This window comes from Arthrobacter sp. K410C (genome assembly GCF_059090105.1).
Genome location: NZ_JBNHFJ010000021.1, coordinates 24,305 through 49,877 on the forward strand (window position 1 = coordinate 24,305; position 25,573 = coordinate 49,877).

25 protein-coding genes are annotated in these 25,573 nt (G+C 66.0%); 14 read left to right on the plus strand and 11 right to left on the minus strand.

Annotation, left to right across the window (positions count from 1 at the left end; translation table 11 throughout):
* Positions 1 to 5: 5 nt before the first annotated feature.
* Complete coding sequence (locus AC5RU7_RS19080) at positions 6 to 1,322, minus strand: MFS transporter (protein ID WP_494053564.1); 1,317 nt, start codon at positions 1,320 to 1,322, stop codon at positions 6 to 8.
* Positions 1,323 to 1,456: 134 nt separating this feature from the next.
* Between AC5RU7_RS19080 and AC5RU7_RS19085 the strand changes: the two genes are divergently transcribed.
* Entirely contained in the window at positions 1,457 to 1,879 is a 423-nt protein-coding gene (locus tag AC5RU7_RS19085) for a hypothetical protein (RefSeq protein WP_494053565.1), read from the plus strand.
* Positions 1,880 to 1,957: 78 nt separating this feature from the next.
* On the plus strand, positions 1,958 to 2,881 hold the full coding sequence (gene trmB / locus AC5RU7_RS19090) for a tRNA (guanosine(46)-N7)-methyltransferase TrmB (RefSeq protein ID WP_494053566.1): 924 nt from the start codon (positions 1,958 to 1,960) through the stop codon (positions 2,879 to 2,881).
* A gap of 33 nt (positions 2,882 to 2,914) precedes the next feature.
* Here the strand turns inward: trmB and AC5RU7_RS19095 are convergent, their stop codons facing one another.
* Together AC5RU7_RS19095 and AC5RU7_RS19100 are read right to left on the minus strand one after the other, a co-directional pair.
* Positions 2,915 to 3,358: a hypothetical protein gene (locus tag AC5RU7_RS19095; protein WP_494053567.1), complete on the minus strand. Its 444-nt coding sequence runs from the start codon at positions 3,356 to 3,358 to the stop codon at positions 2,915 to 2,917.
* 2 nt (positions 3,359 to 3,360) lie between these two features.
* A complete protein-coding gene (locus AC5RU7_RS19100; RefSeq protein WP_494053568.1) occupies positions 3,361 to 4,935 on the minus strand; it encodes a WXG100 family type VII secretion target in 1,575 nt (524 codons plus the stop codon).
* Between the two features lie 267 nt (positions 4,936 to 5,202).
* Between AC5RU7_RS19100 and AC5RU7_RS19105 the strand changes: the two genes are divergently transcribed.
* Both AC5RU7_RS19105 and AC5RU7_RS19110 read left to right on the plus strand, forming a co-directional pair.
* The gene (locus AC5RU7_RS19105; protein WP_494053569.1) at positions 5,203 to 6,060 is read left to right on the plus strand and encodes a DUF1206 domain-containing protein; all 858 of its coding nucleotides are present in this window, start codon (positions 5,203 to 5,205) and stop codon (positions 6,058 to 6,060) included.
* Between the two features lie 44 nt (positions 6,061 to 6,104).
* Complete coding sequence (locus tag AC5RU7_RS19110; protein ID WP_494053570.1) at positions 6,105 to 6,590, plus strand: type II toxin-antitoxin system RatA family toxin; 486 nt, start codon at positions 6,105 to 6,107, stop codon at positions 6,588 to 6,590.
* Here the strand turns inward: AC5RU7_RS19110 and AC5RU7_RS19115 are convergent.
* Both AC5RU7_RS19115 and AC5RU7_RS19120 read right to left on the minus strand, forming a co-directional pair.
* On the minus strand, positions 6,577 to 7,236 hold the full coding sequence (locus tag AC5RU7_RS19115) for an anti-sigma factor family protein (RefSeq protein ID WP_494053571.1): 660 nt from the start codon (positions 7,234 to 7,236) through the stop codon (positions 6,577 to 6,579). The two genes, AC5RU7_RS19110 and AC5RU7_RS19115, sit on opposite strands and share 14 nt — an antisense overlap.
* The gene (locus AC5RU7_RS19120; protein ID WP_494053572.1) at positions 7,233 to 7,730 is read right to left on the minus strand and encodes a sigma-70 family RNA polymerase sigma factor; all 498 of its coding nucleotides are present in this window, start codon (positions 7,728 to 7,730) and stop codon (positions 7,233 to 7,235) included. Before AC5RU7_RS19120 ends, AC5RU7_RS19115 begins: the two co-directional genes overlap by 4 nt.
* Positions 7,731 to 7,897: 167 nt before the next feature.
* Here AC5RU7_RS19120 and AC5RU7_RS19125 point away from each other — a divergent pair, with 167 nt between their 5' ends.
* Positions 7,898 to 8,461, plus strand: a complete 564-nt coding sequence (locus AC5RU7_RS19125; protein ID WP_494009715.1) for a COG4315 family predicted lipoprotein — start codon at positions 7,898 to 7,900, stop codon at positions 8,459 to 8,461.
* A gap of 54 nt (positions 8,462 to 8,515) precedes the next feature.
* Here AC5RU7_RS19125 and AC5RU7_RS19130 read toward each other — a convergent pair whose 3' ends face one another.
* From AC5RU7_RS19130 to AC5RU7_RS19140, 3 genes are all read right to left on the minus strand, one after another.
* Complete coding sequence (locus AC5RU7_RS19130) at positions 8,516 to 9,283, minus strand: hypothetical protein (RefSeq protein WP_494053573.1); 768 nt, start codon at positions 9,281 to 9,283, stop codon at positions 8,516 to 8,518.
* On the minus strand, positions 9,276 to 9,839 hold the full coding sequence (locus AC5RU7_RS19135) for an RNA polymerase sigma factor (RefSeq protein ID WP_494053574.1): 564 nt from the start codon (positions 9,837 to 9,839) through the stop codon (positions 9,276 to 9,278). The genes AC5RU7_RS19130 and AC5RU7_RS19135 overlap by 8 nt, the downstream gene beginning before the upstream one ends.
* A 194-nt stretch (positions 9,840 to 10,033) precedes the next feature.
* Positions 10,034 to 10,711, minus strand: a complete 678-nt coding sequence (locus AC5RU7_RS19140) for a protein tyrosine phosphatase (RefSeq protein ID WP_494053575.1) — start codon at positions 10,709 to 10,711, stop codon at positions 10,034 to 10,036.
* Positions 10,712 to 10,862: 151 nt separating this feature from the next.
* Here AC5RU7_RS19140 and AC5RU7_RS19145 point away from each other — a divergent pair, with 151 nt between their 5' ends.
* Entirely contained in the window at positions 10,863 to 11,519 is a 657-nt protein-coding gene (locus tag AC5RU7_RS19145; RefSeq protein ID WP_494053576.1) for a DUF5655 domain-containing protein, read from the plus strand.
* A gap of 52 nt (positions 11,520 to 11,571) precedes the next feature.
* Here AC5RU7_RS19145 and AC5RU7_RS19150 read toward each other — a convergent pair whose 3' ends face one another.
* Positions 11,572 to 12,420, minus strand: coding sequence for a DMP19 family protein (locus tag AC5RU7_RS19150; protein WP_494053577.1), 849 nt, complete (start codon positions 12,418 to 12,420; stop codon positions 11,572 to 11,574).
* 263 nt (positions 12,421 to 12,683) lie between these two features.
* Between AC5RU7_RS19150 and AC5RU7_RS19155 the strand changes: the two genes are divergently transcribed.
* The 8 genes from AC5RU7_RS19155 (at position 12,684) to AC5RU7_RS19190 (ending at position 23,613) form a co-directional block, all read left to right on the plus strand.
* On the plus strand, positions 12,684 to 13,685 hold the full coding sequence (locus AC5RU7_RS19155) for an SIS domain-containing protein (RefSeq protein WP_494053578.1): 1,002 nt from the start codon (positions 12,684 to 12,686) through the stop codon (positions 13,683 to 13,685).
* Between the two features lie 100 nt (positions 13,686 to 13,785).
* Positions 13,786 to 14,664 (plus strand): PfkB family carbohydrate kinase, encoded by an 879-nt coding sequence (locus AC5RU7_RS19160; protein ID WP_494053579.1) that lies wholly within the window; start codon positions 13,786 to 13,788, stop codon positions 14,662 to 14,664.
* A gap of 59 nt (positions 14,665 to 14,723) precedes the next feature.
* On the plus strand, positions 14,724 to 15,827 hold the full coding sequence (locus AC5RU7_RS19165; protein ID WP_494053580.1) for a LacI family DNA-binding transcriptional regulator: 1,104 nt from the start codon (positions 14,724 to 14,726) through the stop codon (positions 15,825 to 15,827).
* A gap of 179 nt (positions 15,828 to 16,006) precedes the next feature.
* Entirely contained in the window at positions 16,007 to 17,326 is a 1,320-nt protein-coding gene (locus AC5RU7_RS19170) for an ABC transporter substrate-binding protein (protein WP_494053581.1), read from the plus strand.
* A gap of 149 nt (positions 17,327 to 17,475) precedes the next feature.
* A complete protein-coding gene (locus AC5RU7_RS19175; RefSeq protein ID WP_494053582.1) occupies positions 17,476 to 18,309 on the plus strand; it encodes a carbohydrate ABC transporter permease in 834 nt (277 codons plus the stop codon).
* Positions 18,303 to 19,139 (plus strand): carbohydrate ABC transporter permease, encoded by an 837-nt coding sequence (locus AC5RU7_RS19180; protein WP_494053583.1) that lies wholly within the window; start codon positions 18,303 to 18,305, stop codon positions 19,137 to 19,139. Before AC5RU7_RS19175 ends, AC5RU7_RS19180 begins: the two co-directional genes overlap by 7 nt.
* A gap of 2 nt (positions 19,140 to 19,141) precedes the next feature.
* On the plus strand, positions 19,142 to 20,026 hold the full coding sequence (locus tag AC5RU7_RS19185; protein WP_494053584.1) for a sugar phosphate isomerase/epimerase family protein: 885 nt from the start codon (positions 19,142 to 19,144) through the stop codon (positions 20,024 to 20,026).
* A 119-nt stretch (positions 20,027 to 20,145) separates the two neighbouring features.
* Positions 20,146 to 23,613 carry a DEAD/DEAH box helicase gene (locus AC5RU7_RS19190; protein WP_494053588.1) on the plus strand — a complete coding sequence of 1,156 codons (3,468 nt, stop codon included), beginning with the start codon at positions 20,146 to 20,148 and terminating at the stop codon, positions 23,611 to 23,613.
* Positions 23,614 to 23,649: 36 nt separating this feature from the next.
* Here AC5RU7_RS19190 and map read toward each other — a convergent pair whose 3' ends face one another.
* Positions 23,650 to 24,432 (minus strand): type I methionyl aminopeptidase, encoded by a 783-nt coding sequence (gene map / locus AC5RU7_RS19195; RefSeq protein WP_494053585.1) that lies wholly within the window; start codon positions 24,430 to 24,432, stop codon positions 23,650 to 23,652.
* A gap of 72 nt (positions 24,433 to 24,504) precedes the next feature.
* Positions 24,505 to 25,573, minus strand: a 1,069-nt coding sequence (locus AC5RU7_RS19200; protein WP_494053586.1) for an HNH endonuclease signature motif containing protein, incomplete at its 5' end; no start/stop codon positions are given.

Genomic DNA, 25,573 nt, shown 5'->3' on the forward strand with positions numbered 1-25,573 from the left:
ACGGCCTAACCGACGAACCTGTTGCGGCCGGCGCGGTAACCGAAGACCGCCGCGAGCAGCCCGACCACCAGGAACAGGAACCCGGCGGCCGCGAAGGACCCGGTTGCCTGGTACAGCTGACCCACCATAAGGGTCCCGGTGGAACCCAGCCCGTAGCCCACGCCCTGCATCATCCCGGACAGGTGCGCGGCGGTGTGCCCGTCCCGGGTCCGCAGCATGATCATGGTCAGCGCCACGGCCGTGAGGCTGCCCTGCCCCAGTCCCAGCAGGCCCGCCCATACCCACACGAGGTCCAGCGGCCCGAAGATGCAGAGCGCGAATCCGGCGCCGGTCATCAGCGCGACCACCGTATTGATGGCCCGCTGGTCCCGGAACCTCGCGGCCAGAGCTGGCGCGAACAATGAGCCGAGCATCTGCAGCACGATGCTGACGGACACGATCAGGCCCGCCGTCCCGCCATCCACGCCGCGCTCACGGAGGATGGGCGCCAGCCAGGCGAACACGCTGAAGGACATCATGGCCTGCAGCACCATGAAGAGCGTCACCTGCCAGGCCACGCCGGACCGCCACACGTTGACGCCGTCCTTGACGGCCGTGTGCCGGACCGGCTGCTGCCGGGCGGCCACCGGGAGGAACAGCAGCAGCACGACGGCGGCAGGCAGCGCCCAGAACCACAGGGCCAGGGTCCACTCCCCCGCCGCCACGTAGACCGGGTAGGTGAAGCCGGCCCCCAGCGCCGCGGACGCGCAGATGGCGGTGGTATACAGCCCGCCCATGAGGCCCAGCCGGTGCGGGAAGTCGCGTTTCACCAGCCCGGGGAGCAGGACGTTGCAGAGGGCGATTGCGGCGCCGCAGGCGGCCGTCCCGGCGAGGAGGGCGGGCAGATGCCCTGCGGCTGGCAGATCCACCGGGCGCACCAGCAGCCCCGCCGTCAAGACGGCCATGGCACCGAGCAGGACGCGCTCGGCGCCGAACCTGCGGGCCAGGACGGGGGCGAGCGGAGCGAACACTCCAAGAAGAGTCACGGGAACGGTTGTTAGGACCACCACCGCCCATCCCGGCAGCGCGGCCTGGAAGGTGGCCTCGGGCAGGACCGCGGAAAAGCTGGAAAACACGGTCCTCAGATTGAGCCCGATAAGGACCAGGCACAGGCCGAGGTAGGCAAGCTGGCGCCGGCTTCCCACCCGGGTGGGCTGCGGCGCGGGCAGTTCATCGATCTCGGCGTCCACCAGGGTGCCGGGCTCAGCCCTGGCCGGCGGCGCCGTCCGGGAAGGGATTCCCGGCCGCTGCTTCCTTGCTTCGGAGTTTGTCGCTTCCGTCACCCGCCCATTGTTGCAGGCGCCTGCTGCGGCAGGAGTTGTCCACATGCGGCATCCGCGGCCTTTTGGAGAGCCAGGCAGCCTCCCTACGTTTGAAGGGCACCTGCCGGGCCAGTCGTTCACAATCAAGGAGAACCATGGACATGCCACCACAGTCCGAGCGCAGCAGCCCCGGGACGGGCGACACATCCCCGCAGCTTCAGGCCGTGATTCCGGCACCAGCAGGCGGCGACCACATCGCCAAGGCCGTTGCCGGCCTTGTGCTGGCGATCGTGGCACCTGTGAGCCTCCTGCTAACGGCACCGTTCGCCAGTTTTGCCATGCTCCTGACCTTCCCGTACAGCGGCCCTTCGCAGAATCCGTGGCTGGCTCCCCTGGTGTTCTGGAGCCTGCCCCTGATCTTCGGCATTGCCTCCACCTCGTTGGGTGGCTACGCCCTTCGAAGGTCCGGACTCCGCGCCCGAGGGTCAGGACTGGCGCTGGCAGCGTTGTGTATCAACGGCGCGATCTTCACTGTGGGGCTGATCATGACGCTGCGGTTCGTGTACATGATGCGCTGACGCATCCCTTCCGCAGCCATCTCCGGCCGCCGGGTACCGGGACCCTCCGACGGTTCCTGCGCCGGTATCCTTGAAGGGATGAGTGAATCCCCGGAAAACCCCCAGCAGCCGCATGTCCCGAGGCCGGTCACGCCCGGGACGCAGGCCTCCTTCGGCACCTATGGCGGCCGGCCGGTCAGCTTTGTCCGCCGCGGCACCCGCCTGCAGGGCCGCCGCCAGGCCGCCTGGGAAGAACACGCGGAACGGTGGGCGGTGGACGTCCCCCGGCACGTCGCCAACACCTCCGTCCACCCTGACTACACGTTCGACGCCGAGGCCGAGTTCGGCCGCAAGGCGCCCCTGATCGTGGAAATCGGCTCCGGCCTGGGTGACGCCATCTGCCATGCCGCGGAGCAGAACCCGGACACGGACTTCCTTGCCGTGGAGGTCTACACCCCCGGCCTGGCCAACACCATCATCAAGATCAACAGCCGCGGGCTGACCAACGTCCGCGTCGTGGAAGCCAACGCTCCCGAGGTCCTCGCCACCATGCTCCCGGCCGGGTCCGTGGACGAACTGTGGGTCTTCTTCCCCGACCCCTGGCACAAGTCCCGGCACCACAAGCGCCGCCTCATCCAGCCCGAATTCGCCGCGCTCGCTGCCCGCGCCCTGAAGCCCGGCGGGCTCTGGCGGATCGCCACCGACTGGTCCAACTACGCCATCCATGTCCGCGACGTCCTGGCGGATTCCCGGGACTTCGAAAACCTGCACACCGGCGAGCGCCGGGGACCCGAAAGCCCGCTCACGCAGGTCTGGCAGTCCGGCGTCGAAACCGTGGTGGGAGGGGCACCCGTCCGCGAAGGCCGCGCACCGGTGAGCACCGAACACACCGGCCCCAACGAGGGCATCGACGAGACCGGCGGCTGGGCACCGCGGTTCGAGGGCAGGATCCGCACCAGTTTCGAGGCCAAAGCCCACGAGGCCGGGCGGCTGATCTTCGATCTCTGCTACCGCCGCCGGTAGCAGTCACGGCCAACGGCGGACGTGCCCCGCGGATCAGCCGACGCTGATGCGGGCCACGATCTCCTTCAGCATGCCAAGCCGGGGTTCCGCCTCGGGGTCGGCATAAGGCCAGATCACCACGACGCCGATGAACCGTTCGTTTTCCCAGACACCCACCGTGGCGGCTACCTTGCCCGGGCCCGCGTCGCCGTAGCCCACCACCACGGCGTAGGCGGCCTTGCCGGGCAGGTCCAGTTCACCTTCAGCCAGCAGGGTCCCGCTGCGCTCTTCAAGGTAGAAGCCGGCCATGAGATGCGCCCACCCATTGGCCTGCGGGGCATCCCGGACGGAGCTCTCGTCCTTGATGACGGTCACCAGCACGCCGCCCGGCAGGCCGTACTGCTGGCTGCCGGGTCCGGCACTGGAGGACTCAAGGACCTGGGTGTGCTCGGGGAAGTCTGCCGTGAACCCCAGCGGGGATTCGAAGTGGACGGACATGGTCACAGCCTCTCGAGCCTGGTGTCGTTGGGGACCTTATAGTACGTGGACACGTTGGTGGTGGACTGGTTCTCGGTACTGACTTCCACCTCACCCACCTTCACGTCCAGCCCTGCCTGGTTGGATGCAGTGACAACGTTGTTGACCTGGACGGTGGCTGAGCCTGCCTCGTAGAGCCTGGCGGCGTCCCGGGCTGCGGCGGCCTCGTTGCCGAGCGCCACGTTGCGGAGGTATCTGTCGATGATGGGACGGTTCTCCGGAGAGTAGTCGACGTCGATCTTCACCGTGCCCTGGGTCCCCGCGGTTACGGAGGACTCCACCTTCACCGCCTTCACGTCGGTGCCGGCCACCACGCCCTGCGCCACGGTGCCGTCCATGGACACGGATACGGAGGATATGTTGCTGTCCTCGTCCATGTTGACCTGCAGGCCGCCCTTGCCGGAGGCCTCGAACACCCGGCCGTCGAGGTTCAGCTTGCCCTGGGCCGATACCTCGCCGCTGGCTGTGGCAGTGCCGTCCGTGAGGTTCCGTTCGTAGGCCAGGTCAAGTTTGGCGGAGCCGGCAGCCGCGCCGCTCTCCCTTTCGGCCTCCAGCGAGAGCGTGCCCTTGGCCTTGTCCGTCTGGCCCGTGGATCCGTTGTCGCCGGCGGCATCGTGGATGGTATCCAGGATGTAGTCCGGCGGGTTGCCGGCCACGTCCCTGATCTCGCCCACGCTGTCCGGCGGCAGGTCCCGGTACATCTGCTCGCGGGCTGCCATGGCTTCCTCGACGCTGCCGAACGTGTACTCGCGGGACACCTGCCCGTTGAGGGTGACGCCGGCGGTTCCGGTGGTGTCATTGACGCCCAGGCCCATGTTTCCGTACACCTTCATGGTGGCGGAGCCGTCCGCGTTCTCCACCACTTCGGTCCCCACTTCAGCACCACCGTGCACCCAGGCCACCCGCGCTTCGATGGAAGCTTTCCCGGTTTCGGAGTAGACAGGAATATCCGCCTTGGCCAGCTCCTGCAGGTGGTCCTTGGCCTGCTCCTGCGCCGACTCGGGGATGCCGCCGTCCATGCGCATGAGGTCCTCGGCGAACGGGCCGTCCGCGCCGACGCCCTCGATCAGGTACTTCCGGTCGGCGGCGGACAGTCCGGCCCACCACTCCGCCTGGTCCCGGGGGCGGGCATCCAGCATGCGTTCCAGGCCTGCCTCCAGTCCCCTCCGGTGTTCCGCAGCCGCGGCCGCCGCCGCGGCCTGCTCCTGGAGCCAGTCCCGGGCCTGCCCGGGAAGCATCGCCACCCGGTCCCACTGGCCCGTGCCGCCTCCGGAGGGCGACGAGGCTTTCTCCTGCTCATCGGCGTGCTGCAGCAGGAGTTTCGAGTTTTCACGGAGTCCGGCCACCACCCGTTCCAGCCCCGGGCGGTGGGTGCCGGTCCATTCCCGCCGGAAGCGTTCGCCGTCCGCACCCTTCCACGGCGCAGCCTGGATCTGGCCGTGCAGGACGCCGGCCCGGGTGCTCAGGAGCGATGCGGCCTGCTCGGCCGCCTTGGCCAGCGTCCTCAACTGGCTGACGTCGGCGCCGTAAAAAGTCATTGGTCCCCCGGGATGATTTGCGCTGCGTGGTCAACCGCTGCTGCCCATGGTCGCACGGCGGCACCAAGCGGGCGATGGGGATCCCTCCCCATCGGACCGCGGTCCTCCCGTGGGCCGGGATTCCGGTGGGACCCACCGACGCCGGCACTTGGCAGTTGCCCTTGGCTGCCCTTGGCAATCCTTGAGCCACGCACACTGTTCCGGGCCCGGTCCGCGTGGGACGATTACGGTTGTGTGGGGCACGCACACCAGTGAACCACCGCGCGGGTGCCGCGCACGCACAAAGGAACAGCCATCAAAAGAGAACTCAAGCAGGCCGTAGCCGCTGCAGAGAACGCCACCAACTCGCGGACGCTGGAGGTGCTGGCCAGGGCGGGGTTTGCGGCGAGCGGCATCCTGCATCTGCTGGTGGGTGCAATCGCCATCCGGCTGGCCACGGGCGGCACCGGCAATGCCGATTTCAGCGGGGCCGTGGCGGAACTTTCAACCCAGCCCGCCGGGCCCTTCCTGCTGTGGGCCAGCTTCGCGGCCTGCGCGGCGCTGGCGCTGTGGCAGACCAGCGACGCCATCTTTGACTACAACCGCCTGCCCACCAAGGAAAAGGCAGGGAAGAAGGCAAAAGCCGGCGCGCAGGCATTGGTGTTTGCCGGGCTTGCGCTGACCCTGCTGTCCTTCGCCAGGGGCACGGGTTCGGGCGGTGACAACCAGCAGGCCGCCACCGACATGACCGTCAACCTTATGAAGGCGCCGGGCGGCGTGGCCCTGCTGGTGGTGCTCGGCGTGGCCATCGCCGTGACGGGCGTGGTGTATGCCATCCGTGGCCTGAAGAAGTCCTTCGAAAAGCACCTGGTGATGCCGGCCAACCAGAAGGCCAGGACGGCCGTCAGCGGGCTGGGTGTGGCCGGCTATGTGGCCAAGGGCATCGTGCTGTTCCTGACCGGCCTGCTCATCGCCATCGCCACCCTGCAGGCCCACCCGGAGGACTCCACCGGCCTGGACGGCGGCCTCCGTGCGCTCCGCGACCAGCCCCTGGGCGTCTACCTGCTGGCGGCTGTGGGCGCCGGGCTGATCTGCTACGGAGCGTTCATGATCGTGCGGGCCCGGCTTGCCAAGATGACCCAGTAACGGCAAACCGCGGGGATTGTGTGGCGGCTGGCTAGGCTGGGACCATGCCCCAGGTACGCGCCGAACGCCTCATCCGCCTCGACCCGGAGACCGTCTTCGCCTTCTCCCAGACCACGGGCTCCTTCCGGCTCAAGTGGGATCCGTTCATCTCCTCCCAGGTTTTCCTGGACGGGGCCAGTTCGGCGGGTAAGGGCGTCCGCACCCGGACCCGCTCGCGGTTGGGACTGGCAATGGTCAGCGAATACGTCTCCTACGCTCCGCCGCGCAGCGTGGGCATGACCATGGTTTCGGGGCCCTGGTTCTTCGGGAACTTCGGCGGCGGATGGCGCTTTACGGCCGTCGACGGCGGCACCCGGGCTGTCTGGAAGTACACCTTCTCATGCCGGCCGGCTTTGTTGCGGCCGCTGATGGAACGGGTTGGCACCTGGCTGCTGGGCCGCGAAGTTGAGCGCCGGATTGCGGCGTTCGCCAGCGCGTGCGAGGACCCGGCACTGGTGGCCGAATTCAGGGAGGACCTCAGGGCACGGTGATGACAGCCACTGCATTCTGCGTCCCGTCCCGCAATTCCACACTGGAGATGCTGCCCAGCTGAATCGGTGTGGCCCCCGTGACCCGGGCCCTGCCGCTGGGCGTTGCCGTCCAGGAGCAGGCCCGGTCCTCGCTGCCGGCACGGTCGCGGACCCAGAGTGAGAGCGTCCCGTCCTGGGGCAGGCTGCTCCCGTTCACCGCCAGCTCGGTTCCCCAGGTCTTCCTGGCGAGGTCGATGCTGAACTGAAGTCCGCCGCCGGACTGGACCGAATACGTGGCGTCGGGCGGCTCCGGCCGCGCCAGCAGTGGTCCGGCCAGGATGCCCGCGGCAAGGCAGGCCGCGGCAACCGCGCCCACCAGCGCCACCCACCGCCGCCGGACGGCACGACGGCGGCGCGCCAGTTTCGCAAGGAGCGGAGGCGGGGCGGGTGCATCGGGAGCGGCAGCAAGGGTTGAAACGACCGTCAGCGCCACCGCGTCCGGAACGGGAAGGACGTCAAGGGTCACGGGAAGCGTCTCCAGTCCGGCCAGTTCTTCCCGGCAGGCGGCGCACGTACGGAGGTGGGCTTCAAAGGCTTCCCGGTCCGGCGCCACAAGGCCGCCGAGCAGGTAGGCACCGAGCAGCTGGTGGGGATCCATGCCGTTCATCCTTCCACCCCCATTTCGTCCAGGATTGTCCGCAGTGCCCGCACCGCGTAATACGCGCGGGACTTCACCGTCCCGCTGGGAATGTTGAGCTGCACGGCGGCCTCGTTGACGGTGAACCGGCGGTAGTGCAGGGCCACCAGGACATCCCGGTGTTCCCTGCTCAACCGGAGGAGGGCCTCCTCCACCAGCACCCGGTTGAGCAACCCGTCCACCCTTTCCAGGGCGTCCGCGGGGTCCGGAAGGTTGTTCTCGAGGGATTCCGGCCGGCGCTGCGCCCGGCGGTAGTTGTCGATCATGATGTTCCTGGCCGTCCGGTACAGGTAGCTGCGCAGGCTGCCATTGATTTCCGGTGCATGCTGCCATACCCGAAGCACGGTTTCCTGGACCACGTCCTCCGCCAGCTGCGGATCCCGGGAGGCACTGATGACGAAACGGCGGAGGGCAGCGCCGTGCTCGCGGTAGATGGACTCCACCACGTCCTCGTCGAGCGGCATGACGTCCCTCCCGCCTGGGCCTGTTCAGGATTCCTGCTTACCACCTGAAGACGCTGCTGCCCGCAGAAAAGTTCAGGGGGCAGCCGCTGTGAACCATTCTTCACCCGGATGCGTCATACGGTTAGCGTCCGGTGATCCCACGCCGGGCCCAGCCAAGGAGCAAACCCATGAAACACCATCTGGGCGCAGGCCTCGCCATCCTGGCCCTTTCCGCGGCGCTGGCCGGCTGCGGCGGCGGCACCGGAACTGCACCGGCGGATACCAGCCCCGCCGTCACCACTGGTGCTCCCCCTGCTTCGGCAACCGCACCTGCTGCGTCCGTTTCCCCGCCGTCGGCTGCGCCAACCACCACGGCCAGTGCCGCCGTCGACCTCAAGACGGCCTCCTCGAGCGCCGGGGAGATCGTGGTGGGTGCGGACGGACGGAGCGTGTACTTCTTCACCAAGGACGTGAAGGATTCCGGAACCAGCGCCTGCACGGATGCGTGCCTGGCAGCGTGGCCGCCGGTGCTCACCACGTCCGCCACGCCGTCCGCAGAGGGTGTGACGGGCGAGCTCGGCACCATCACGACGCCGGACGGCAAGCAGCAGGTCACCCTCAACGGCATGCCGCTTTACTACTTCGCCCAGGACACCAAGCCCGGCGACATCCTGGGCCAGGGAGTCAACAATGTCTGGTACCTGGCCGACCCGGCGGGCGGCATGATCCAGATGGGCGGTGCCGGCTATTAGGCAGGGTGAGTTCCCGCGCAGCCGGAGCGGCTGACAATCGGGCCGCAGGCGCCTTTACCGCAGCGGAACTGCGGGAAGCGTTTCAGGCAGGTGCAGATCCGACGCGCCTGGAACGGGCACCTGCGGCTGCTGGCCCACCCCGTTCGTGAGGTCTTCGGGGACGGCGGTGGGCAGGTCCTTGGCCCCGGGGACCTCCACCTGCCTGCCGGGAGCGTCGGATTCCCCGGCGCCCTTTGCTGGTGTGGCAGGAACGTCCGACGGCGCTGCCTTCGCGGGCTGCCCAGGCTCCGGGGCCTTGACGGCGGCGGTAGGAACGGTGGCCGGGGCAGCGGGGACGGAGGGGACCTGCGCGGCTGGCTCCTCCACCTGGTTCCCGGCGGGAGCGGCCGGCGCGGTTCCGGTGACGAACGAGGTGACGGTCCGCTGCAGGTTGCTGAAGGAGTCGCGGAAGCCCTGGTCCGAGGCGACGGCGACAGCTCCGCCCGCGGAGAGCGAGACGGCCACGGACAGCGCGGTGAGGGTGATGCGGCGCTTCGCGCGGCGCCGGGCGGCCAGTTCATCCACAGGTGCGGACGCGGCGGCAGGTGCCACCTCCGCCGACGGCGCGGCAGCGGATGGCGCTGCATCACATGGCGCGGCGGCCTGCACGGCCTCCGCACGCTGAAGCAGGGCGGCGACGCCGGCGGAGGGCTCCGGCGCCACGTCGCCCAGGGCACGGAGCTGCAGCAGCGCGGGGCGGAGCTGGCCGTCGTCGTCCAGTTCCGCTTCCAGCAGCAGCTGGTCAACGAATCCGTCGCTGCGGGGTCCTGCGGTGTCACTCATGATTCGCCTGGTTTCTTGAGAGCGTTTGTGCCTTGAGGTTTTGAAGGGCCCGGCGCTGCATTTGCTTGATGGCGCCAGTGCTTCTGCCCATGATGGCGGCCACCTGTTCGATGGACAGGTCCGCCACGACGCGCAGTGCCAGGACTTCCTGGTGTTCTTCGCTGAGTCCGGCCAGCATGTCAGCGGCTCCACCGGTCAGCTCCACAGCGCAGTCCTCAGCGGAGGGTGTGGTGCGGGCATCGTGCTGGGGGTCGTACGGGCTTAGCTGGGGCCTGCGCTCCAGCCGGCGGTAGTGGTCAACCATGCGGGCGTGGGCGATGGAGAAAATCAGCGATTTGGCGCCCTGCAGGCCGCCGGTCAGCGCCTCGATTTTGGGGAAGAACGCCATGAACACGTCCTGGGTGACGGCCTCGGGATCGTCCACGCCACGGGCCTTGAGATAGCCCTGGACGGGGCCGGCGAAGGACCGATAGGCAGCACCGAACAGCACAGCGGGATCTGTTCCGGCTGCATCGTCGAATATGTCGGTTTCTTCTTGGGCCAGAGTGTCCAGCACCAGCGGCTCCCATCCCGGAAGGCGGCTCCTGCCGTTTCCGGTTTTCCAGTGTGGATTGCCAGTCCCCATGGTCGGTTGTAACTGCCCCGGTATCAGGCGGCAGCGCAGGACTGCAGGACCCCGGGGGGCGGGTCCTGCAGTCCAGGCGGCGCCCGCAGCAGTAAACAGCTGCGGTCCACCCTAGCTAACCGTGGTTAGCGGACGGAAACCGAGGGGGCTTCCACGGCGTTGCCGGCTTCGGCCGGAACGGCCGGTACGGCAGGAACGGCGGGCCCGCCATCCACGCCGGGAACGGCAGGAACAGCCGGAACCGCAGGAACCTCGGGACGCTCAACCTCAACGGCAGCGGAACCCGTGGCGTTCGCGCCAGCTTCGGCGGCGGCGCCGGCCTCGGCAACAACATCGGCGCAGTAGCTTTCAACGTTGGCTTCGCCGTCAGCGGCAATCACCAGCGAGGAGAAAGCCTCGGAGTTGGCGTTCAGGCCGCCGTTTGTGAAGGCGGTGCACAGGCCGAAGGCTGCGGCACCGGCGGCGTCGACGGCGGTGCTGGCGGCGGCGGAACCCGAAGCCTGGGCTGCGACGCTGTCTCCGGTTACCGTGGCGTCGGCGTCAGCAGCCGCATCGGCTTCTGCGGAAGCGTCAGCGTCGGCTGCGGCGTCGGTGGCGGCTTCAGCGGTGGCCTGTCCGCTGGCAGCTGCCTCGGCAGCCAGCTCCGGGGCGGGTGCGCCGAAAAGCTCATGGGCGGTCTGCTGGGCTTCGGCGGGGAGGGCGCCGGAAACGGCAGCGACGCCGGTTCCGCCAACGGCCAGGGTTCCGGCGGCCAGGACTGACGCGGCGACTTTACTGCTGGCGAGAACGGTGAACAAAGACATCAAGCACTCCAAACCTAGACAACTATTGGGGGTCGGGCCCGCCTGGCGGACCCATCACCTCCTACATCGCCGCCGGCAGCGGAAAGGTTACGGCGGCGGAATACTTTTTTCTTCCGGCCGCCTTGTCGGCAAAGGTGCTTACCATCGATGCATGCCTGATACCGCCGAGCCACAGCAACCAGAATCCCGGCCAGCCGGGCCGCAACACGACGGGCCGCAGGAGCCTGCCGGGAAAAAGACCGGCACCTGGCAGTCAATGGTGGACAACAACAAGTCGCTGCTGCTGCGCAAGACCGGCAAGGACACCACCTACTGGGTGGAACAGGCGCAGGCCGCGGGCATCAGCACGGACCGGGAGCTCCGCGACTGGATGCGGGACAACTTTGGCGTTACCGGCTACGCGCAGTACGCCGTGTCGTGGGAGATGTTCGGCTATCCGGAATTCATGCTGCGGGACGCCGACGAGTTGATTGACGGCCAGTACGCCAGCCACCCGCAGCTGCGGCCCATCGCCGATTCAATCCTGGCGTGGGCGTCCACCACCGAGGGGGTGCACATCCAGATGCGCAAGGGGTATGTGTCCCTGCACAGCGCACGCAGGAAATTCGCGCAGGTCACCCGGTCCACCAACACGGCCGTTGATGTCACCCTGCGGCTGGACCTTCCCCCGGAAGGCCGGCTGGAGAGGATCAGGACGCGTCCGGACGATCCGTTCACCCTCCGGGTGCGGGTGACGTCCCCGGAGCAGGTGGACGGCGAACTGCTGGACATCCTTGCCATGGCCCTGGAGCAAAACAGCCGGGGCTGACCGAGCCGCATGCCGCCGTGGCGGCACCGGCTCCGGCCCGCCGGCCTGGCTGCTAGGCCCCGACCAGGTCCGCGTCGGCCTCTTCGAACTCCACAGCGGCAACGATCTCGAGCGTCTCCGGGTTGATCATGAAGGCTTCGTCGTCCTCCTCGACCATCAGGAAGTCGCCGTGGTCGGTTGAGAAGTGCCAGGCCAGGGTCTTCTCACCGTCATGCATGTAGTTGGGATCGCCCATGGTGATCCTGACGAGCTCGTAGCCCACGATGCTGCACAGCTCACGGATGATGAGTTCGAAATCGGGGGCATCTTCAAGTGCTTCTGCTTCCGCCTTGGCCTGGCGCTCGGGCAGGTCCGGGATCTGGGCAACGAGCTGCTGGATGTACGCGCCCACCTCCTCGTCGTCGAGGACCAGCAGGTCGGCCTGCCCGCGCAGCCAGGCGGCGTTGAGCGCCGTGATGTTTTCCCGCTCAAGCAGCGCCTCGAACTCGGCGTCGAGCTCCTCCATGCGGAGGACGGCGTCAGGGGTCTCCCCGGTGTCGTCCAGCCCGCCGTCGAGGTAGAACTCCTCCTCCTCGTCGGAGAGGTGGTCATACGCTTCAACAGCCCGGTTGAAGAGCTCCAGGTGGGCGGCGGCGCCCATGCCGGCCATGCCTTCGCGGACGAAGGTGTCCGTTACGGACCTGTCACCAGCCACGAAGGCGTACTGCGCGAAGCCGCCCTCCAGCGCCTGGGCGAGGTAGAAGTCCACGTAGTAGCTGCGGACGGCCACCGGCGACATCTCGTTCGTGTGCAGAAGGGCGGTGTGCATGGCGTCCACCACGCTCACGTTTGCCTCTACTGCCTCCTCATCGCTTGCTTCGATGCTGCTGCTGGTCAGGATGGCGGGCTGGCTGGTGATCATGAAAATCCTCACTGCTTGATGGCGGGTGCTGCTTGGGACGCTTTTCACGCTACGTGCGCCGGGGCCGCGCCCCGTTGAGGAGGAAGTGAACGTCAAGCGAAGTTTTCATCTTCGGGGATCTGCCGCCAGCAGCAGTAGTTGCTGGAATTCCCCTATCCGCAGCTATTGACCTCCCGCAAGGGGCGTGAAAGCATATCGAGCAGTTGTGATACCGGTATCAAGCCGTATCAACAGCAACTACCCAAAAGACGAAAGGACAGCCCGTGCTCGGCTTCAAAGAAGAGGAATTTCTCGCCCAGACCCGCAGTGCACTTGCGCTGCGCGGACAACTCGAACAATTTGTGGAATCTATCCAGGAGCGGGGTTTCGACAACCTCTTCCTCATTGGGGCCGGTGGCACATATGCCGCGATGCTCCCCTACGAACACTTCATCCGCTCACGTTCCAACCTTCCCGTGCGGGCGGCAATCGGCAAGGAGTTAATGCTTACCGGTGACCCAGCGTTCGGGCCCGGATCGATCGCCGTTTTTGCCTCTGTTTCCGGGACAACGGAGGACATCATCGAGGCTATTGAATTCGCCAAAGCCAAAGGCGCCTACACGGTCGGCTTCACCGGTTTTGACGACAGTCCCTTCGCCAAGGCTCTGGATGTCGCCCTGATCACCGAACCCAAGACCTGGCCGTTCGACATCCCCTTGCTGCTTCTGTCCACCCGCCTTCTGGCTGCGCGGGGAGAGTTTGAGGGGTATGAAGAATTCGCGGGCGAACTCCAGGCCGTCCCCGAAGTCCTCGTTGAGGTGGCACGCCAGGCAGAACCTGTGGCGGAAGCGTTTGCGGAACGTAACAAGGACGCGGACTACCACTTCCTCGTCGGCGCCGGCAATCTCTGGGGCTTCACCTACTTGTACTCCATGTGCATCCTCGAGGAAATGCAGTGGTTGCGCACCACGCGTGTCCACGGCGCCGAGTTTTTCCATGGCTCCCTGGAACTGATCGAGGAAGACACCAGCCTGGTGCTTTTCCTGGGTGAAGACGAGAGCAGGCCGCTCATGGAGAGGGTGGTCAAGTTTGCCGAGAACTACAACAAGAACACCACCATCCTGGACACCAAGGACTATGAACTGGCTGGCATCAGCCCGAGGTTCCGGGGGCTTCTGGCACCTTTGGTTTTGGACACCGTGGCGGGCCGGATCAGCAAGCATCTGGAACGGGTCCGCAACCACTCGCTGGACCTGCGCCGGTACTACCGGGTCGTCGAATACTGACAGGCACCGTTGGCCGCGCCCCTGCCAGGGCGCGGCCAAGCATTGGCCGCAGGCCGGAGACGCTGCCGGCGGGAGACACCGCCGACAAGACAGGATAAGCATGAAAGTAATTGGATTTGGGGACAACATCGTGGACCGGTTCCTGGACCGCGGGGTTATTTATCCGGGTGGAAACTCACTTAACTTTGCGGTCATGGCATGCCGCCTCGGCGTGGAATCCGCCTACATGGGTGTCTTCGGTTCCGATCCTTTGGGCGCCTTTGTCCGTTCCGCGGTGGAAGCGGAGGGAGTAGATGTCAGCAGGTGCCAGACCCGCCAGGGCCCTAACGGCGTCACTGACATAAAGGTTATCGACGGAGACCGCATCTTCCTGGGCTGGAACGAAGGGGGTGTCACCATCAGCCAACCCTTCGTACTCGAGCCTGAACACCGGAACCACTTTGCCGCTGCAGCTCTTGTCCATTCGAGCGTTTACTCCGCCTCCGAAGACCAACTCCCGGCACTGCGGGCGGCCGGACCATTGGTGAGCTTTGATTATTCCTGGGAGCCGGAGCGCCGGACTGACCAATATTTGCGGCGGACGGCCCCGTTCGTGGATCTCGCCCTGTTATCGCTGGGAAACGCACCATTTGAGGCTGTTGCACAAGAGTTAGCCCGGGTGACAGCGGCAGGCGCCTCGCTTGCCGTTGCCACCAGGGGGGCCGCCGGCGCAGTACTGTACGACGGCGAGCAGTTGTTCACGCAAGTAGCAGCACCAACGGACGTGTACAGATTCGTCGATACCATGGGCTGCGGAGACGCCTTCGTTACGGGATTGAGCGTGAGCCTCCTTCGGTCCGGATGGGCGCGGGATGCCCCGCCAACTGCAGATTCCCTGCGTCGTGCCCTTGCTTTCGCCGCGGAAATGGCCGCCGGGCAGTGCTACGTTGAAGGTGCATTCGGGCACGGCCATCGCTTCGCGGCAGCAACTAGGATCTGAAGCAGAATTGTCCTCATCGGAACCGCGCCAGGGCGTTTCCAGACCAGAAAGGGAGCCGGATGTCGCCGGATCATCAGCACGGGGGCGCTCCGACCATTTCGGAAGTTGCCGCTGCCGCTGGAGTTGGCAGGGCCACCGTCGCCCGCACCCTGGGCAACTACGGTTCGGTCAGTGATGCCACCCGCGCAAAGGTCCTGCTGGCTGCCGAACGGTTGGGCTATCAAGCCAACACCCTGGCACGCAGCATGAGCACCGGCATCACCAAAACGCTGGGCATTGTTCTTGCGGACGTGGCCAACCCCTTCTTTTCGGGGGTCCTCAGGGGCATCTCTGAAACGGCTAAACAAGCCGGATACGATGCCATCACCTTGAGCACTGACGAGAAGCTGGAACTGGAACGCGACGCCATCGGGGTTCTGCTGGCCAAACAGGTTGACGGCCTTGTTGTTGCGTCAGCAGCGGGAAGGAACGACGACGTCACGCACATCTCCGCCGCGATGGAGCGTGGAATACCGGTGGTCCTTATCGACCGCCTGGTGGACGGCCTGGATATCGACTCGGTGGTCATTGATAACCGGGAAGCCGCCCGCTCCGCCGTCGCGTCCTTGATTGCGAACGGCCATCACAGGATTGCCTTCGCTTGGGGCCCGGTGACCTTAAGCCCCGCAACGGACCTGCAGCAGATGCATAAAATCCTCGATGAGGCCCTCTGGAGTGACGGTGAACGCCTTCGCGGTTATCTGGATGCCCTGGAAGAAGCCGGCATACCGTTCGACACCGCCCTGGTAACGCACGTCCTAAAAAATGAAAGACAGGCAACCAGGGCCATCGGCGGGATGCTGGCCCTGGCCGATCCCCCCACTGCCGTCTTCACCACGGAAACCGAGGCAACAGTGGGCGCCCTCCATGCACTACGCATGCACAACCGGCGAATCCTCAAGGACGTGTCCCTGATCGGCTTCGATGACAGCCCGTGGGCCGCAGTCATGGAACCACCCCTGACCATGATCCAGCAGCCCATGCGCGAGCTGGGCGCCGCCGCTGCACAGCAGCTCCTCGCCCGCATCGGTGGTGATTCCTCCGCGCCGAGGAAGCATGTACTGCCCTCCACCCTTATTGCCCGCTCTTCCGACGGCCCTGCGCCTTCACGAGCGGCCGAATAAACCGAGGGCAAGTATTTCCTCCTGAAACCCTTCCCCGGGGCGGCTAATCATGATTCACTGTGGTACCGGTATCACTTAGTCCCAAAAACACACGTGGTGTAGGTGCCATCCAACGGAGGGCGGTGCTCTTCGTCCCGTGCACCTCGGCTATTCAGCCATCCGAGCGAAAGTAGAAACCCATGCGGAAAAGCACGCACATGATCACAGCCCTGTTGGCGGGCACAGCCCTTGCTTTGACCGGTTGCGCCGGCGGGAGCCAGCCCGCCGCGCAGTTGGATCTGCAAAAGGAGCCCGAGTACTCGGGAACTCTGAGCATCCTTACCAAATTTGGCGGCGATCCCCTCGAACCGTACTTCGAGGAGCTGGCAGCGGAGTACACCAAACTGCACCCGGATGTCTCCTTCGAACTCATCCAGGAAACTGACCAGAGCATCAAGGACAAAACGAAGACCCTCACCGCATCCCAAGCGCTGCCGGACATCTACTTCACGTGGGCGGGGAACTGGGCAGACAACTTCATCGACGGTGGCCTTGCAGCGGATCTGACGCCGGCTATTGCTCCTGGAACCGACTGGGGAAACACCTTCGGCGAGTCGTCGCTCAAGGCCTTCGAGAAGGACGGCAAGTACTTCGCCGTACCTCTCTACAACAACGGCAAATTCATGGGTTACAACCAGAAAGTCTTTAAGGACTTGGGCCTCAACCCGCCGTCCACCTTCGAGGAACTGATCTCCTCCTGCTCAGTACTCAAAGGGGCCGGTTACGAACCTATTGCGTTTGGGAACAAAGACGGCTGGCCGGGCCTGCACTACCTGCAACAGTTGTTCGCCTATGAGGTCCCTTCTGAAGAATTGGAAGCCGACTTCGATCCCCAGACGGCGAAGCTCGAGAATCAGGGCTACCTCCGGGCCATGGAACAGTTCACGGAGCTCATCAACGAATGCACCGGCAGCGGCAAGGACTCGAACGGCGTCCTATACACCACCGCCCAGCAGGCATTGGCTACCGGTGCCGCCGGAATGTACTACCAGGAGGTCCTCGAATTCGACACAACGGCCTCAGAGGGATCCCGGCTCAAAAACGACGGGCTGGGCATCTTCAGGCTGCCCCCCTCAAGCACGGCGAAGGGCGACACAAAGGCAATTGAAGGTTCTCCGGAGGGATACCTGATCAATGCCAAATCGAAAAACGCGGCACTTGCTGTTGACTTCATGAAATTCGCCACGAGCAAGGAGAACGCCACGAGGCTTTCAGCGCCGCCTTACGGTCAGCCCAGCGCTGTCAGGGGCGCGGTATCGGAGCAAAACTCGTCCGGACCGGTGGTCGAGGGTATCAAGCAGGTGAATGAAGCATCCGACGCCATTATCTGGCTGGACTCAGTCACAGTTCCCGAAGTGGCCGACGCCTGGCTGGCCGGCGGCGAAGCCCTTGTAGCCGGGACCCAGTCCCCACAACAAGTCCTTGACGCTGTACGTTCCGCCTCCAACTCAGCCAGGTAGCGGATCCTGCCATGACAGCTTCCAACACGATCCGGAGGCCTGCTCCTTCGGCCTCCGGATCTGACGCCAGAAGTCTCCCCAGCGGCCGGCAAAGGCCGGGGAGTAGCGCCCGCCGGTGGCGCAACATGGTGTGGGTCCTGCCAGCAGTCGTGCTCCTTAGTATCTTCTGCTACCTGCCACTCGTGCAGAATTTGGGCTTCAGCCTCCTCAAGTGGGACATCTACAGCGGTCGGCAGACCTTTGTTGGTGCCGACAACTACGTCAAGATGGTCAATGACCCGATTTTCTGGAAATCGCTCGTCAACAACACCCTTTATGCCGGGATCTCAATCATCTTCCAGGTGTTCGGAGCGCTGGTTCTGGCAGCTCTTGTCGAGGGATTGCCCAGTCAGCGGTGGCGGGGTGCTCTCCGGGCAATCTACTTCGTTCCCTCCGCGATATCCCTGACCGTGGCCGGGCTCCTGTTCTATTTCATCTATGAGCCGCGGATGGGCATCCTGAACGCCGCGCTTGAAACCCTGGGGCTCGGACACCTCGCACAAGCCTGGCTCGGCCAGGAAAACACCGCGATCTTCGGCATCATCGCCATGAGCCAGTGGCAGGGCTTTGGCTACTGCACCCTGCTCTTCGCAGTGGCGCTGCAACGTATTCCCACCGAGCTTTTCGAGGCGGCGTCAATCGACGGCGTTGGCCCCGTCCGCCGGTTCTTCTCTATTTCCCTGCCCCTTGTCCGCGAGATGAGCAGCCTCATGATGATAGTGACAGTCTCAGGGGCCTTCCAGGTTTTCAACGAGGTGATGGTCATGACCACGGGTGGCCCCAACAATTCCAGCCAGGTCCTGGGCACCTGGCTTTACCGCAGCGGTTTTGTCCGCAACGACTTCGGCTATGCCGCCGCCATTGCCACCGCTGTTTTCGTCATCACGCTCGTCCTCGCAGTACTCCAGCTCCGGCTGGCCAAGCGCAGGAGGGTGGAATGGTGACGCGCGCTTCAGTCCTGATGCTCCTGGGACGGGTTTTTGTCCAGGCCTTCCTGGTGGCCTTGGCTATCGTTGTTATCTACCCCTTGCTGTGGATGCTGCTGAACGGGGTGAAATCGAATTCCGAATTGTTCGCCGATCCGTTTGCGCTTCCGGAAACCTGGCGGTGGGAAAACTATGTGACCGCCTGGAACCGCGGCGTGGGTGACTATCTCACCACGAGCGTACTTGTCACGTTGGCCTCCACGGTAGCCACAGTGCTGATCAGTGCTTGGGCTGCCTACGGCCTGACCAGGGTCAAGATTCCCTTCAACCGGACCATCCTGATTCTGATCCTGGCCGGGTTGATGCTGGCGCCGACGGTGGCCCTGATTCCCCTGGTGAAGATGTTCCAGGCCCTGGGCCTCTACAACAGCTTCTGGGCGCTGCTGATTCTTTACACCGCTTTCCGGGTTCCGTTCACCACCTTCCTGATCCGTGCCTACATGCTGGATTTGCCGTCGGAGGTGGATGAGGCCGCCTCCGTGGACGGCGCCTCCAAGGCACGGGCATTCTGGCAGGTCATCCTGCCGATGTGCCGGCCAATCATCATCTCCACCATCCTGCTGAACGTTCTCTTCACCTGGAATGAATACCTTTTCGCCATGATCTTCACCAGCGGCGGGGCGCTGCAGACGCTGCCGGTGGGACTTACGAATCTCATGGCCAAACACGGCACGGACTATCCCGTGGTGTTTGCGGGAATGGCCATCGCCGCCGTCCCAGTGATCGTGCTCTTCTTCGCGGGCCAGCGCTATTTCATCCGTGGCCTGGCAGACGGCGTGGGGAAGTGATGATGGCCGGTTCCGGCCTGGACCAAGTCTGTGGCTCCAACTTCGCGTATCAGCACCACACCCTCGAGCGTTGCCTGGACGACATGGTGGAGCTGGGGCGCACCAAGGTGGAGTTGTGGGGCATAGCTCCCCACCTGCACCTCGCGGACGCAGACGGGCACCGGGTCAAAAAGGTAGCGAAGCTGCTGCGTGAACGTGGGCTCTCACTAGCCTGCCTGACGCCTGAGCAGGTGGCCTACCCGGTCAACATCGCTTCAGGCGAGGCATGGCTGCGGGAGGGCAGCGTGCAGCTTTTCCTCCGGGCTGCCGAAATATGCAATGACCTGGAATCGCCCCTGTTGTTCCTCACCTCCGGCCGCGGTTACGAGGACGAGCCGTTGGAATTTGCCTGGGAACGAAGCGTCCTCGCCCTGCAGGCGATCAGTGAACGGGCCTCGGAACTGGGGGTGTCCTGCGTATTGGAACCGCTGCAGCGGGTGGAGTCGAATCTGGTCACCGACCTGTCATCGCTTCGACGCATGGTCGAGGACGTGGGGCATCCTGCCCTTGGGGTGGTGATCGACACTGTGGCATTGGCAGTGGCAGGAGATGCGATCAGTGACTATGGCAAGGCTTTTGGGAAAAGGGTGCGCCACGTACACCTGATAGATGGCTCACCCGCCGGTCACTTGGCTTGGGGAGACGGCAACCTGGACCTGACGGCAATCCTGCGTGCGTTAGGGCAGTTGGAGTACACGAAATCGTTCACGTTTGAACTATTCGGCGACGGATCGTACACCCTGGAACCGCGCAGTTCCTTCCAGAAGTGCCTCAATGCGTTCAGGGACAGCGCCCTCCTGCTTCAGCAGGAGGGCGCTGTGGCTAGCACGCCACGGACGCGTATCTGACCAACGCCCACCATCGGCGGGACAAGGGCACACGCCTCCCACCCCGGCGAACTAAGATGGATCAGATAGCCAACCACCGGACCCGGCTCCGCCGTGTCCTGCCGAAAGTAGCGCGCGCCATTCCATCCCAACCGGACGAGAGTACGGATCTGGCAATACAGACCCCCGCAATCAACGACCGCTCCTTGGCGGCCGGGCTTGCCTACGCCATGGGCAGCCGCGTCTCCGGGATCTCGTTCGACGCCGGGACCGGGCTCATGCTGGGCAAGGTCCGGGGCGGTGCCGACGTGCCCTACTCCACCACCGCCAAGCTGGTCCGCAGGGGTGGCGGCTGGAGCTGCACGGTGGGCGTCTGCAGCTGCCCCGTGCGCAAGGACTGCAAGCACGTGGCCGCCCTGCTCTTTGCCGCGGAGGACAACCCGGCCATCCGCGTGCAGCTGTTGTCCCCGGGGGTTGCCACCCAGGTGTCCCGGGAGCCCGCCGGCGCAGTCCTGTCCGACTGGGAGCAGGCACTCAGCCCGCTCATCTCGCAGGCCCGAAACGCACCCGCCGCCAACGGCGTCCCGCTGGCGCTCCAGTTCGAGATCGAGGAGCCGGCACCGCACTTTTCCTACACCGGCCGCCGGGATCCGGTGCGCAGCGTCCGCCAGCTCAAGGCCCGTCCGGTGATCATGGGCGCCAAGGGCAAGTGGATCCGCGGTGACGTCTCCTGGAACACCCTGAGCTACCTGAACTTCCGCCGGGAGTGCAACGAGGCGCATATCGAGTGGATGCAGGAATTCCTGGCCGCGCACTCCGCCTCCGCCAGCCGGATGCACAACTCGTCCGGCCTGTGGCTGGGCCTGAACTCCTACTCGGGCAAGAACCTGTGGAGCCTGCTGTCCGACGCCCGCAAGATCGGGCTCGCACTGGTGCACTCGCGCGGCACGGAGCCGGTCCGGATCGCAGAGGCCCCCGCCGCCGTCGGACTCAACCTTGGGCGATACGGCACGCAGGCCAGGGGCGACGGCGGACAGGACGCCGCGCCCGACGGCGGGCTGGAACTTTCTTCCACCATCACCGTGGAGGGAAGCCAGGTTGATCCCGCCTCGGTGGGGACGATCGGACGGCCGGCGCACGGGCTGTTCTTCACCACGGGCGAAGCCGCGCTGCCAGGTGTCCCCGATCCCGACGGCGTCATCACCCTGGCACCGCTGGAGGCCGGACTGAGCGAGGAACTCCTGGCCTTCGTCACGGCCGGCAGCGCCCTCCACATCCCCGCGAAGGACGAATCGCGGTTCCTCACCGGCTTCTATCCGAAACTCAAGCAGAAGGCCCGGGTAACTGCACGGGACGAGTCGGTGGAGCTGCCCGCCCTTGCCGTTCCCAGCCTCTCGCTGCTGGCGAACTACGGCGCCGACCACCGCGTGCGCCTGCACTGGGAGTGGCACTACAAGAGCGGCAACCTGGTCACCGCCCAGCCGTTGTGGCGCCACCCCGGCGACCACGGCTACCGCGACGACGCTGCGGAGGCGCGCATCCTGGAAGGCATCGGCCAGCCCTGGGACGTGGTTCCTGCCCTTGGTGAGTCCGCAACCGGAGGCTGGGGCACTCCCCGGCTGGCGGCGTCGGCCGAGCTGAAGGGCCTGGACACGCTGGCCTTCACCGAGGAGGTGCTGCCGCGGCTCCGTCAGGCGCCGGACGTTGAGGTGGAGACAGCGGGCGATATCGCCGACTACCGGGAGGCCGAGGAGGCACCGGTGGTCTCCATCTCCACCAAGGCCACCGAGCAGCGCGACTGGTTCGACCTGGGCATCCAGATTTCCCTCGAGGGGCAGCCGGTCTCCTTCGCTGCCGTGTTCTCCGCGCTGGCCGCGGGGCAGACCAAGATGTTGCTGCCCAGCGGCGCGTACTTCTCGCTGGACCTGCCGCAGCTGCACCAGCTGCGGGCGCTGATCGAAGAGGCGCGGTCGCTGCAGGACAACAAGGACGCTCCGCTGCAGATCAGCCGCTTCCAGGCAGGGCTGTGGGACGAGCTGGCGCAGCTGGGGATCGTGGACCAGCAGGCTGCGGCCTGGCGTTCGGCCGTGGGCGGCCTCCTGGAGGGCGGCACGGACGGGCTGCCGCTGCCGGCGTCGCTGGACGCGGAGCTCCGGCCCTACCAGCTGGAGGGCTTCAACTGGCTCACATTCCTGTACAAGCACAGCCTGGGCGGCGTGCTTGCCGACGACATGGGCCTCGGCAAGACCGTGCAGGCACTGGCCCTGATGTGCGCGGCGAAGGAACAGGCTGTTGCCGCAGCCGGCGCCGATGCAAAGGCGCCCGACGGCGGTGCTGCCGCCGGCTCCTCAAGCCAGCCAGCCGCCGTCGCGCCCTTCCTGGTGGTGGCCCCCACCAGCGTGGTGGGCAACTGGGCAGCCGAAGCAGCCCGCTTCGCGCCCGGACTGAAGGTGCAGGCGGTGGGCGAGACGTTCGCCAAGAGCGGGCAGGATCCCCTGGCCGCACTCACGGATGCGGACGTTGTCATCACGTCCTACGCGCTGTTCCGCATCGACTACGACTCCTACGCCTCCCGCTCCTGGTCCGGCCTGGTGCTGGACGAGGCGCAGTTCGTGAAGAACCACCAGTCCAAGGCCTACCAGTGCGCCCGCAAGCTGCCGGCCGCCTTCAAGCTGGCCATCACCGGCACACCGCTGGAGAACAACCTCATGGAATTCTGGGCGTTGACCTCCATTGTGGCGCCGGGCCTGTTTTCCAGTCCCAAGCGGTTCGCGGAGTACTACCAGAAGCCCGTGGAGAAAAACGGCGACAAGGGGCAGCTGGACAAGCTCCGCCGCCGGGTCCGCCCGCTGATGCTGCGCCGCACCAAGGACCAGGTGATCAAGGACCTGCCGCCCAAGCAGGAGCAGATCCTGGAGGTGGTGCTGAACCCACGGCACCAGAAGGTCTACCAGACGCATCTGCAGCGCGAACGGCAGAAGATCCTGGGGCTGATCGAGGACGTGAACAGGAACCGGTTCACCATCTTCCAGTCACTGACCCTGCTGCGGCAGCTGAGCCTGGACGCCTCCCTTGTTGACCCGGCCCTGACCGGGATCCGGTCCAGCAAGCTGGATGTCCTGTTCGAACAGCTCGAGGACCTGGTGGCGGAGGGCCACCGGGCGCTGATTTTCAGCCAGTTCACCGGGTTCCTGGGGAAGGTGCGCGAGCGGCTTGATGAGGAGGGCATCGAGTACTGCTACCTCGACGGCGGCACCCGCAACCGTGCCGACGTGGTCAGCGAGTTCAAGAACGGCAGCGCTCCGGTGTTCCTGATTTCGCTGAAGGCCGGCGGCTTCGGGCTGAACCTCACGGAGGCCGACTACGTCTTCCTGCTGGATCCCTGGTGGAACCCGGCGTCGGAGGCCCAGGCCGTGGACCGGACGCACCGGATCGGGCAGGCCCGGAACGTGATGGTGTACCGCCTGGTGGCCAAGGACACCATCGAGGAAAAGGTCATGGCGCTGAAGGCCCGGAAGTCGCAGCTGTTCGCCGACGTCATGGAAGGCGATGCCCTCGCTGGCGGGGCCATCACGGCCGAGGACCTTGCGGGGCTGTTCAAGGAGTAGCGGCTGCCGGCCTGCTCTGCCGCCAGGGGCGTTTACTTACGAAAGCCCCTGCGGCGGCAGCGTCAGGATCTCGGCACCGCTGGCGGTAATGGCGATCGTGTGCTCACTGTGCGCTGTACGGCAGCCCGTGGCGCTCCGGAGCGTCCACCCGTCGGCGTCGGTGACCAGTTCTGCGGTGTCCGCCATGACCCAGGGCTCCAGCGCAAGCAGCAGTCCGGGCCGGAGCTTGAAGCCGCGGCCGGGACGTCCGGCATTCGGAACATGCGGGTCCTGGTGCATGGTGGATCCGATGCCGTGGCCACCGAACTGGGTGTTAACGGGGTATCCCGCGTCGCTGAGGACCGAGCCGATGGCGTGCGAGATGTCGCCGATGCGCGCCCCCGGTCCGGCAGCGGCGATCCCTGCCCGCAGTGCCCGCTCCGTTGCCTCGATCAGGGCCACGCTCTCCGGGTGCTTGCTTTCGCCCACAATGAAGCTGATGGCGGAGTCCGCCGCCACCCCGCCCTTCAGGACGGCGAGGTCAAGCGTCAGCAGGTCCCCGTCGGCCAGGGCGTAGTCGTGCGGCAACCCGTGCAGCACGGCATCGTTGACGCCGGTGCAGATGTAGTGGCCGAACGGTCCGCGCCCGAAGGACGGCGCGTAATCGACATAGCAGGACTCCGCGCCGGCTTCGAGGATCATGTCCCTGGCCCAGGCGTCGATCTCCAGGAGGTTGGTGCCCACCGTGGTGCGGCTCTTCAGCATGTGCAGGATGTTGGCCACCAGGGCGCCGGTTTCCTTCGCCCGGGCCACCTCGGCGGCATTCAGGATCTCAATCATGGGGCAGCCTCCTCGAAACCAACTACAGTACCGGCCCCATCCTGCGGCGGGGACAGCGCAGCGCGCAAGCCGCTACACCGGCGCCTGCTCCCGGTCCTCGAACGGGTCCCTGGGCAGGACAAACGGCAGGGCGTAGAACTCCTCCCAAAGGTCATCATCGGCCGGAAGGTCGTCGGGGTCCTCCAAGTTCCCGCTTAGCGGCTCCTCGATGGGCGGTTCGGGGTACAGGCGGTCGAAGTCCGGCCAAGTGTCCGGGTGCGGCATGTCCGGCCAGCCTTGCCGCTCGCCCGTCTCTGCCAAGATCCATGAGTCATCTGCCTCCGGCAGGCCTTGCGCCTCACCCATGCGTGGCAGGTGTGGTGGTTCCCAGTCCTGGTGTTCGCTGTTGTAGGTGCGGCCTGCCGGGGAGATCCAGCCCGGTGGTTCCTTCTTTGTTGCCGGGGTGGGTTCCCAGCCGCTGGCGTGTTTCATGCGGTGATGTTTCGGGCAGGGCTGTCCCAGGTTCCTGATCCCGGTGGTCCCGCCGTGATGCCAGGCCAGCAGGTGGTCGGCTTCATTATCGAGCGAGGCGTTGCTGCAGCCGGGGAACGGGCACTTGCCGTCCCGCAGCCGCAGCCACCGACGCATTGCAGCCGGTATCCGGTAGTTCTTGCGGCCGATCTCCAGCGGCGCCCCGTCCCGCGGGTCCACCAGCACCCGGTAGAACGACGCCGCCCCGTCGGCGACGAGTTGCCGGGCCATCGACGCCGGGACCGGCCCGTGGCCGTCCAGCACGGCGGGTTCGTCAGTGAGGCCAAGCAGGGAGAACACGGGCACGGTGACCAGCACCTGCGCCGCCGGTGACGGGACCTCCGCCAGGCTGGCCGCGGCCCCGGCGCCCGGCGCAACACTGCTCCCGGTGCTCAGCAGCGCCGCGGCGCCGGTACCTGTGGCCGCGCCCGTAGCCACGCTGCTCCCGGCGCCCAGGAGCGCCGCAGCCCCGATATCCGCCATCAGTTGGGAAAGGGTGCGTGGCTCATCCGGGCCCTGGAGGCCGCGGGCCAGTGCCCTGGTCCGGTTCCATGCCGCGTTGGCCTGCTCGGCGGGCAGCAACAGCGAGACCCAGCCCATCCCGTCGCGGTCCGGAGAATACTCCATCCGC

Excerpts from the sequence above, each read along its gene's own strand:
- AC5RU7_RS19100 (WP_494053568.1), bottom strand. The coding sequence starts at position 4,935 with ATGACTTTTTACGGCGCCGACGTCAGCCAGTTGAGGACGCTGGCCAAG.
- AC5RU7_RS19115 (WP_494053571.1), bottom strand. The coding sequence starts at position 7,236 with ATGAACGGCATGGATCCCCACCAGCTGCTCGGTGCCTACCTGCTCGGC.
- AC5RU7_RS19130 (WP_494053573.1), bottom strand. The coding sequence starts at position 9,283 with ATGAGTGACACCGCAGGACCCCGCAGCGACGGATTCGTTGACCAGCTG.
- AC5RU7_RS19085 (WP_494053565.1), top strand. The coding sequence starts at position 1,457 with ATGGACATGCCACCACAGTCCGAGCGCAGCAGCCCCGGGACGGGCGAC.
- AC5RU7_RS19165 (WP_494053580.1), top strand. The coding sequence starts at position 14,724 with ATGTCGCCGGATCATCAGCACGGGGGCGCTCCGACCATTTCGGAAGTT.
- AC5RU7_RS19170 (WP_494053581.1), top strand. The coding sequence starts at position 16,007 with ATGCGGAAAAGCACGCACATGATCACAGCCCTGTTGGCGGGCACAGCC.
- trmB (WP_494053566.1), top strand. The coding sequence starts at position 1,958 with ATGAGTGAATCCCCGGAAAACCCCCAGCAGCCGCATGTCCCGAGGCCG.
- AC5RU7_RS19180 (WP_494053583.1), top strand. The coding sequence starts at position 18,303 with ATGGTGACGCGCGCTTCAGTCCTGATGCTCCTGGGACGGGTTTTTGTC.
- AC5RU7_RS19120 (WP_494053572.1), bottom strand. The coding sequence starts at position 7,730 with ATGCCGCTCGACGAGGACGTGGTGGAGTCCATCTACCGCGAGCACGGC.
- map (WP_494053585.1), bottom strand. The coding sequence starts at position 24,432 with ATGATTGAGATCCTGAATGCCGCCGAGGTGGCCCGGGCGAAGGAAACC.
- AC5RU7_RS19110 (WP_494053570.1), top strand. The coding sequence starts at position 6,105 with ATGCCCCAGGTACGCGCCGAACGCCTCATCCGCCTCGACCCGGAGACC.
- AC5RU7_RS19095 (WP_494053567.1), bottom strand. The coding sequence starts at position 3,358 with ATGTCCGTCCACTTCGAATCCCCGCTGGGGTTCACGGCAGACTTCCCC.
- AC5RU7_RS19145 (WP_494053576.1), top strand. The coding sequence starts at position 10,863 with ATGCCTGATACCGCCGAGCCACAGCAACCAGAATCCCGGCCAGCCGGG.
- AC5RU7_RS19185 (WP_494053584.1), top strand. The coding sequence starts at position 19,142 with ATGGCCGGTTCCGGCCTGGACCAAGTCTGTGGCTCCAACTTCGCGTAT.
- AC5RU7_RS19160 (WP_494053579.1), top strand. The coding sequence starts at position 13,786 with ATGAAAGTAATTGGATTTGGGGACAACATCGTGGACCGGTTCCTGGAC.
- AC5RU7_RS19125 (WP_494009715.1), top strand. The coding sequence starts at position 7,898 with ATGAAACACCATCTGGGCGCAGGCCTCGCCATCCTGGCCCTTTCCGCG.
- AC5RU7_RS19150 (WP_494053577.1), bottom strand. The coding sequence starts at position 12,420 with ATGATCACCAGCCAGCCCGCCATCCTGACCAGCAGCAGCATCGAAGCA.
- AC5RU7_RS19140 (WP_494053575.1), bottom strand. The coding sequence starts at position 10,711 with ATGTCTTTGTTCACCGTTCTCGCCAGCAGTAAAGTCGCCGCGTCAGTC.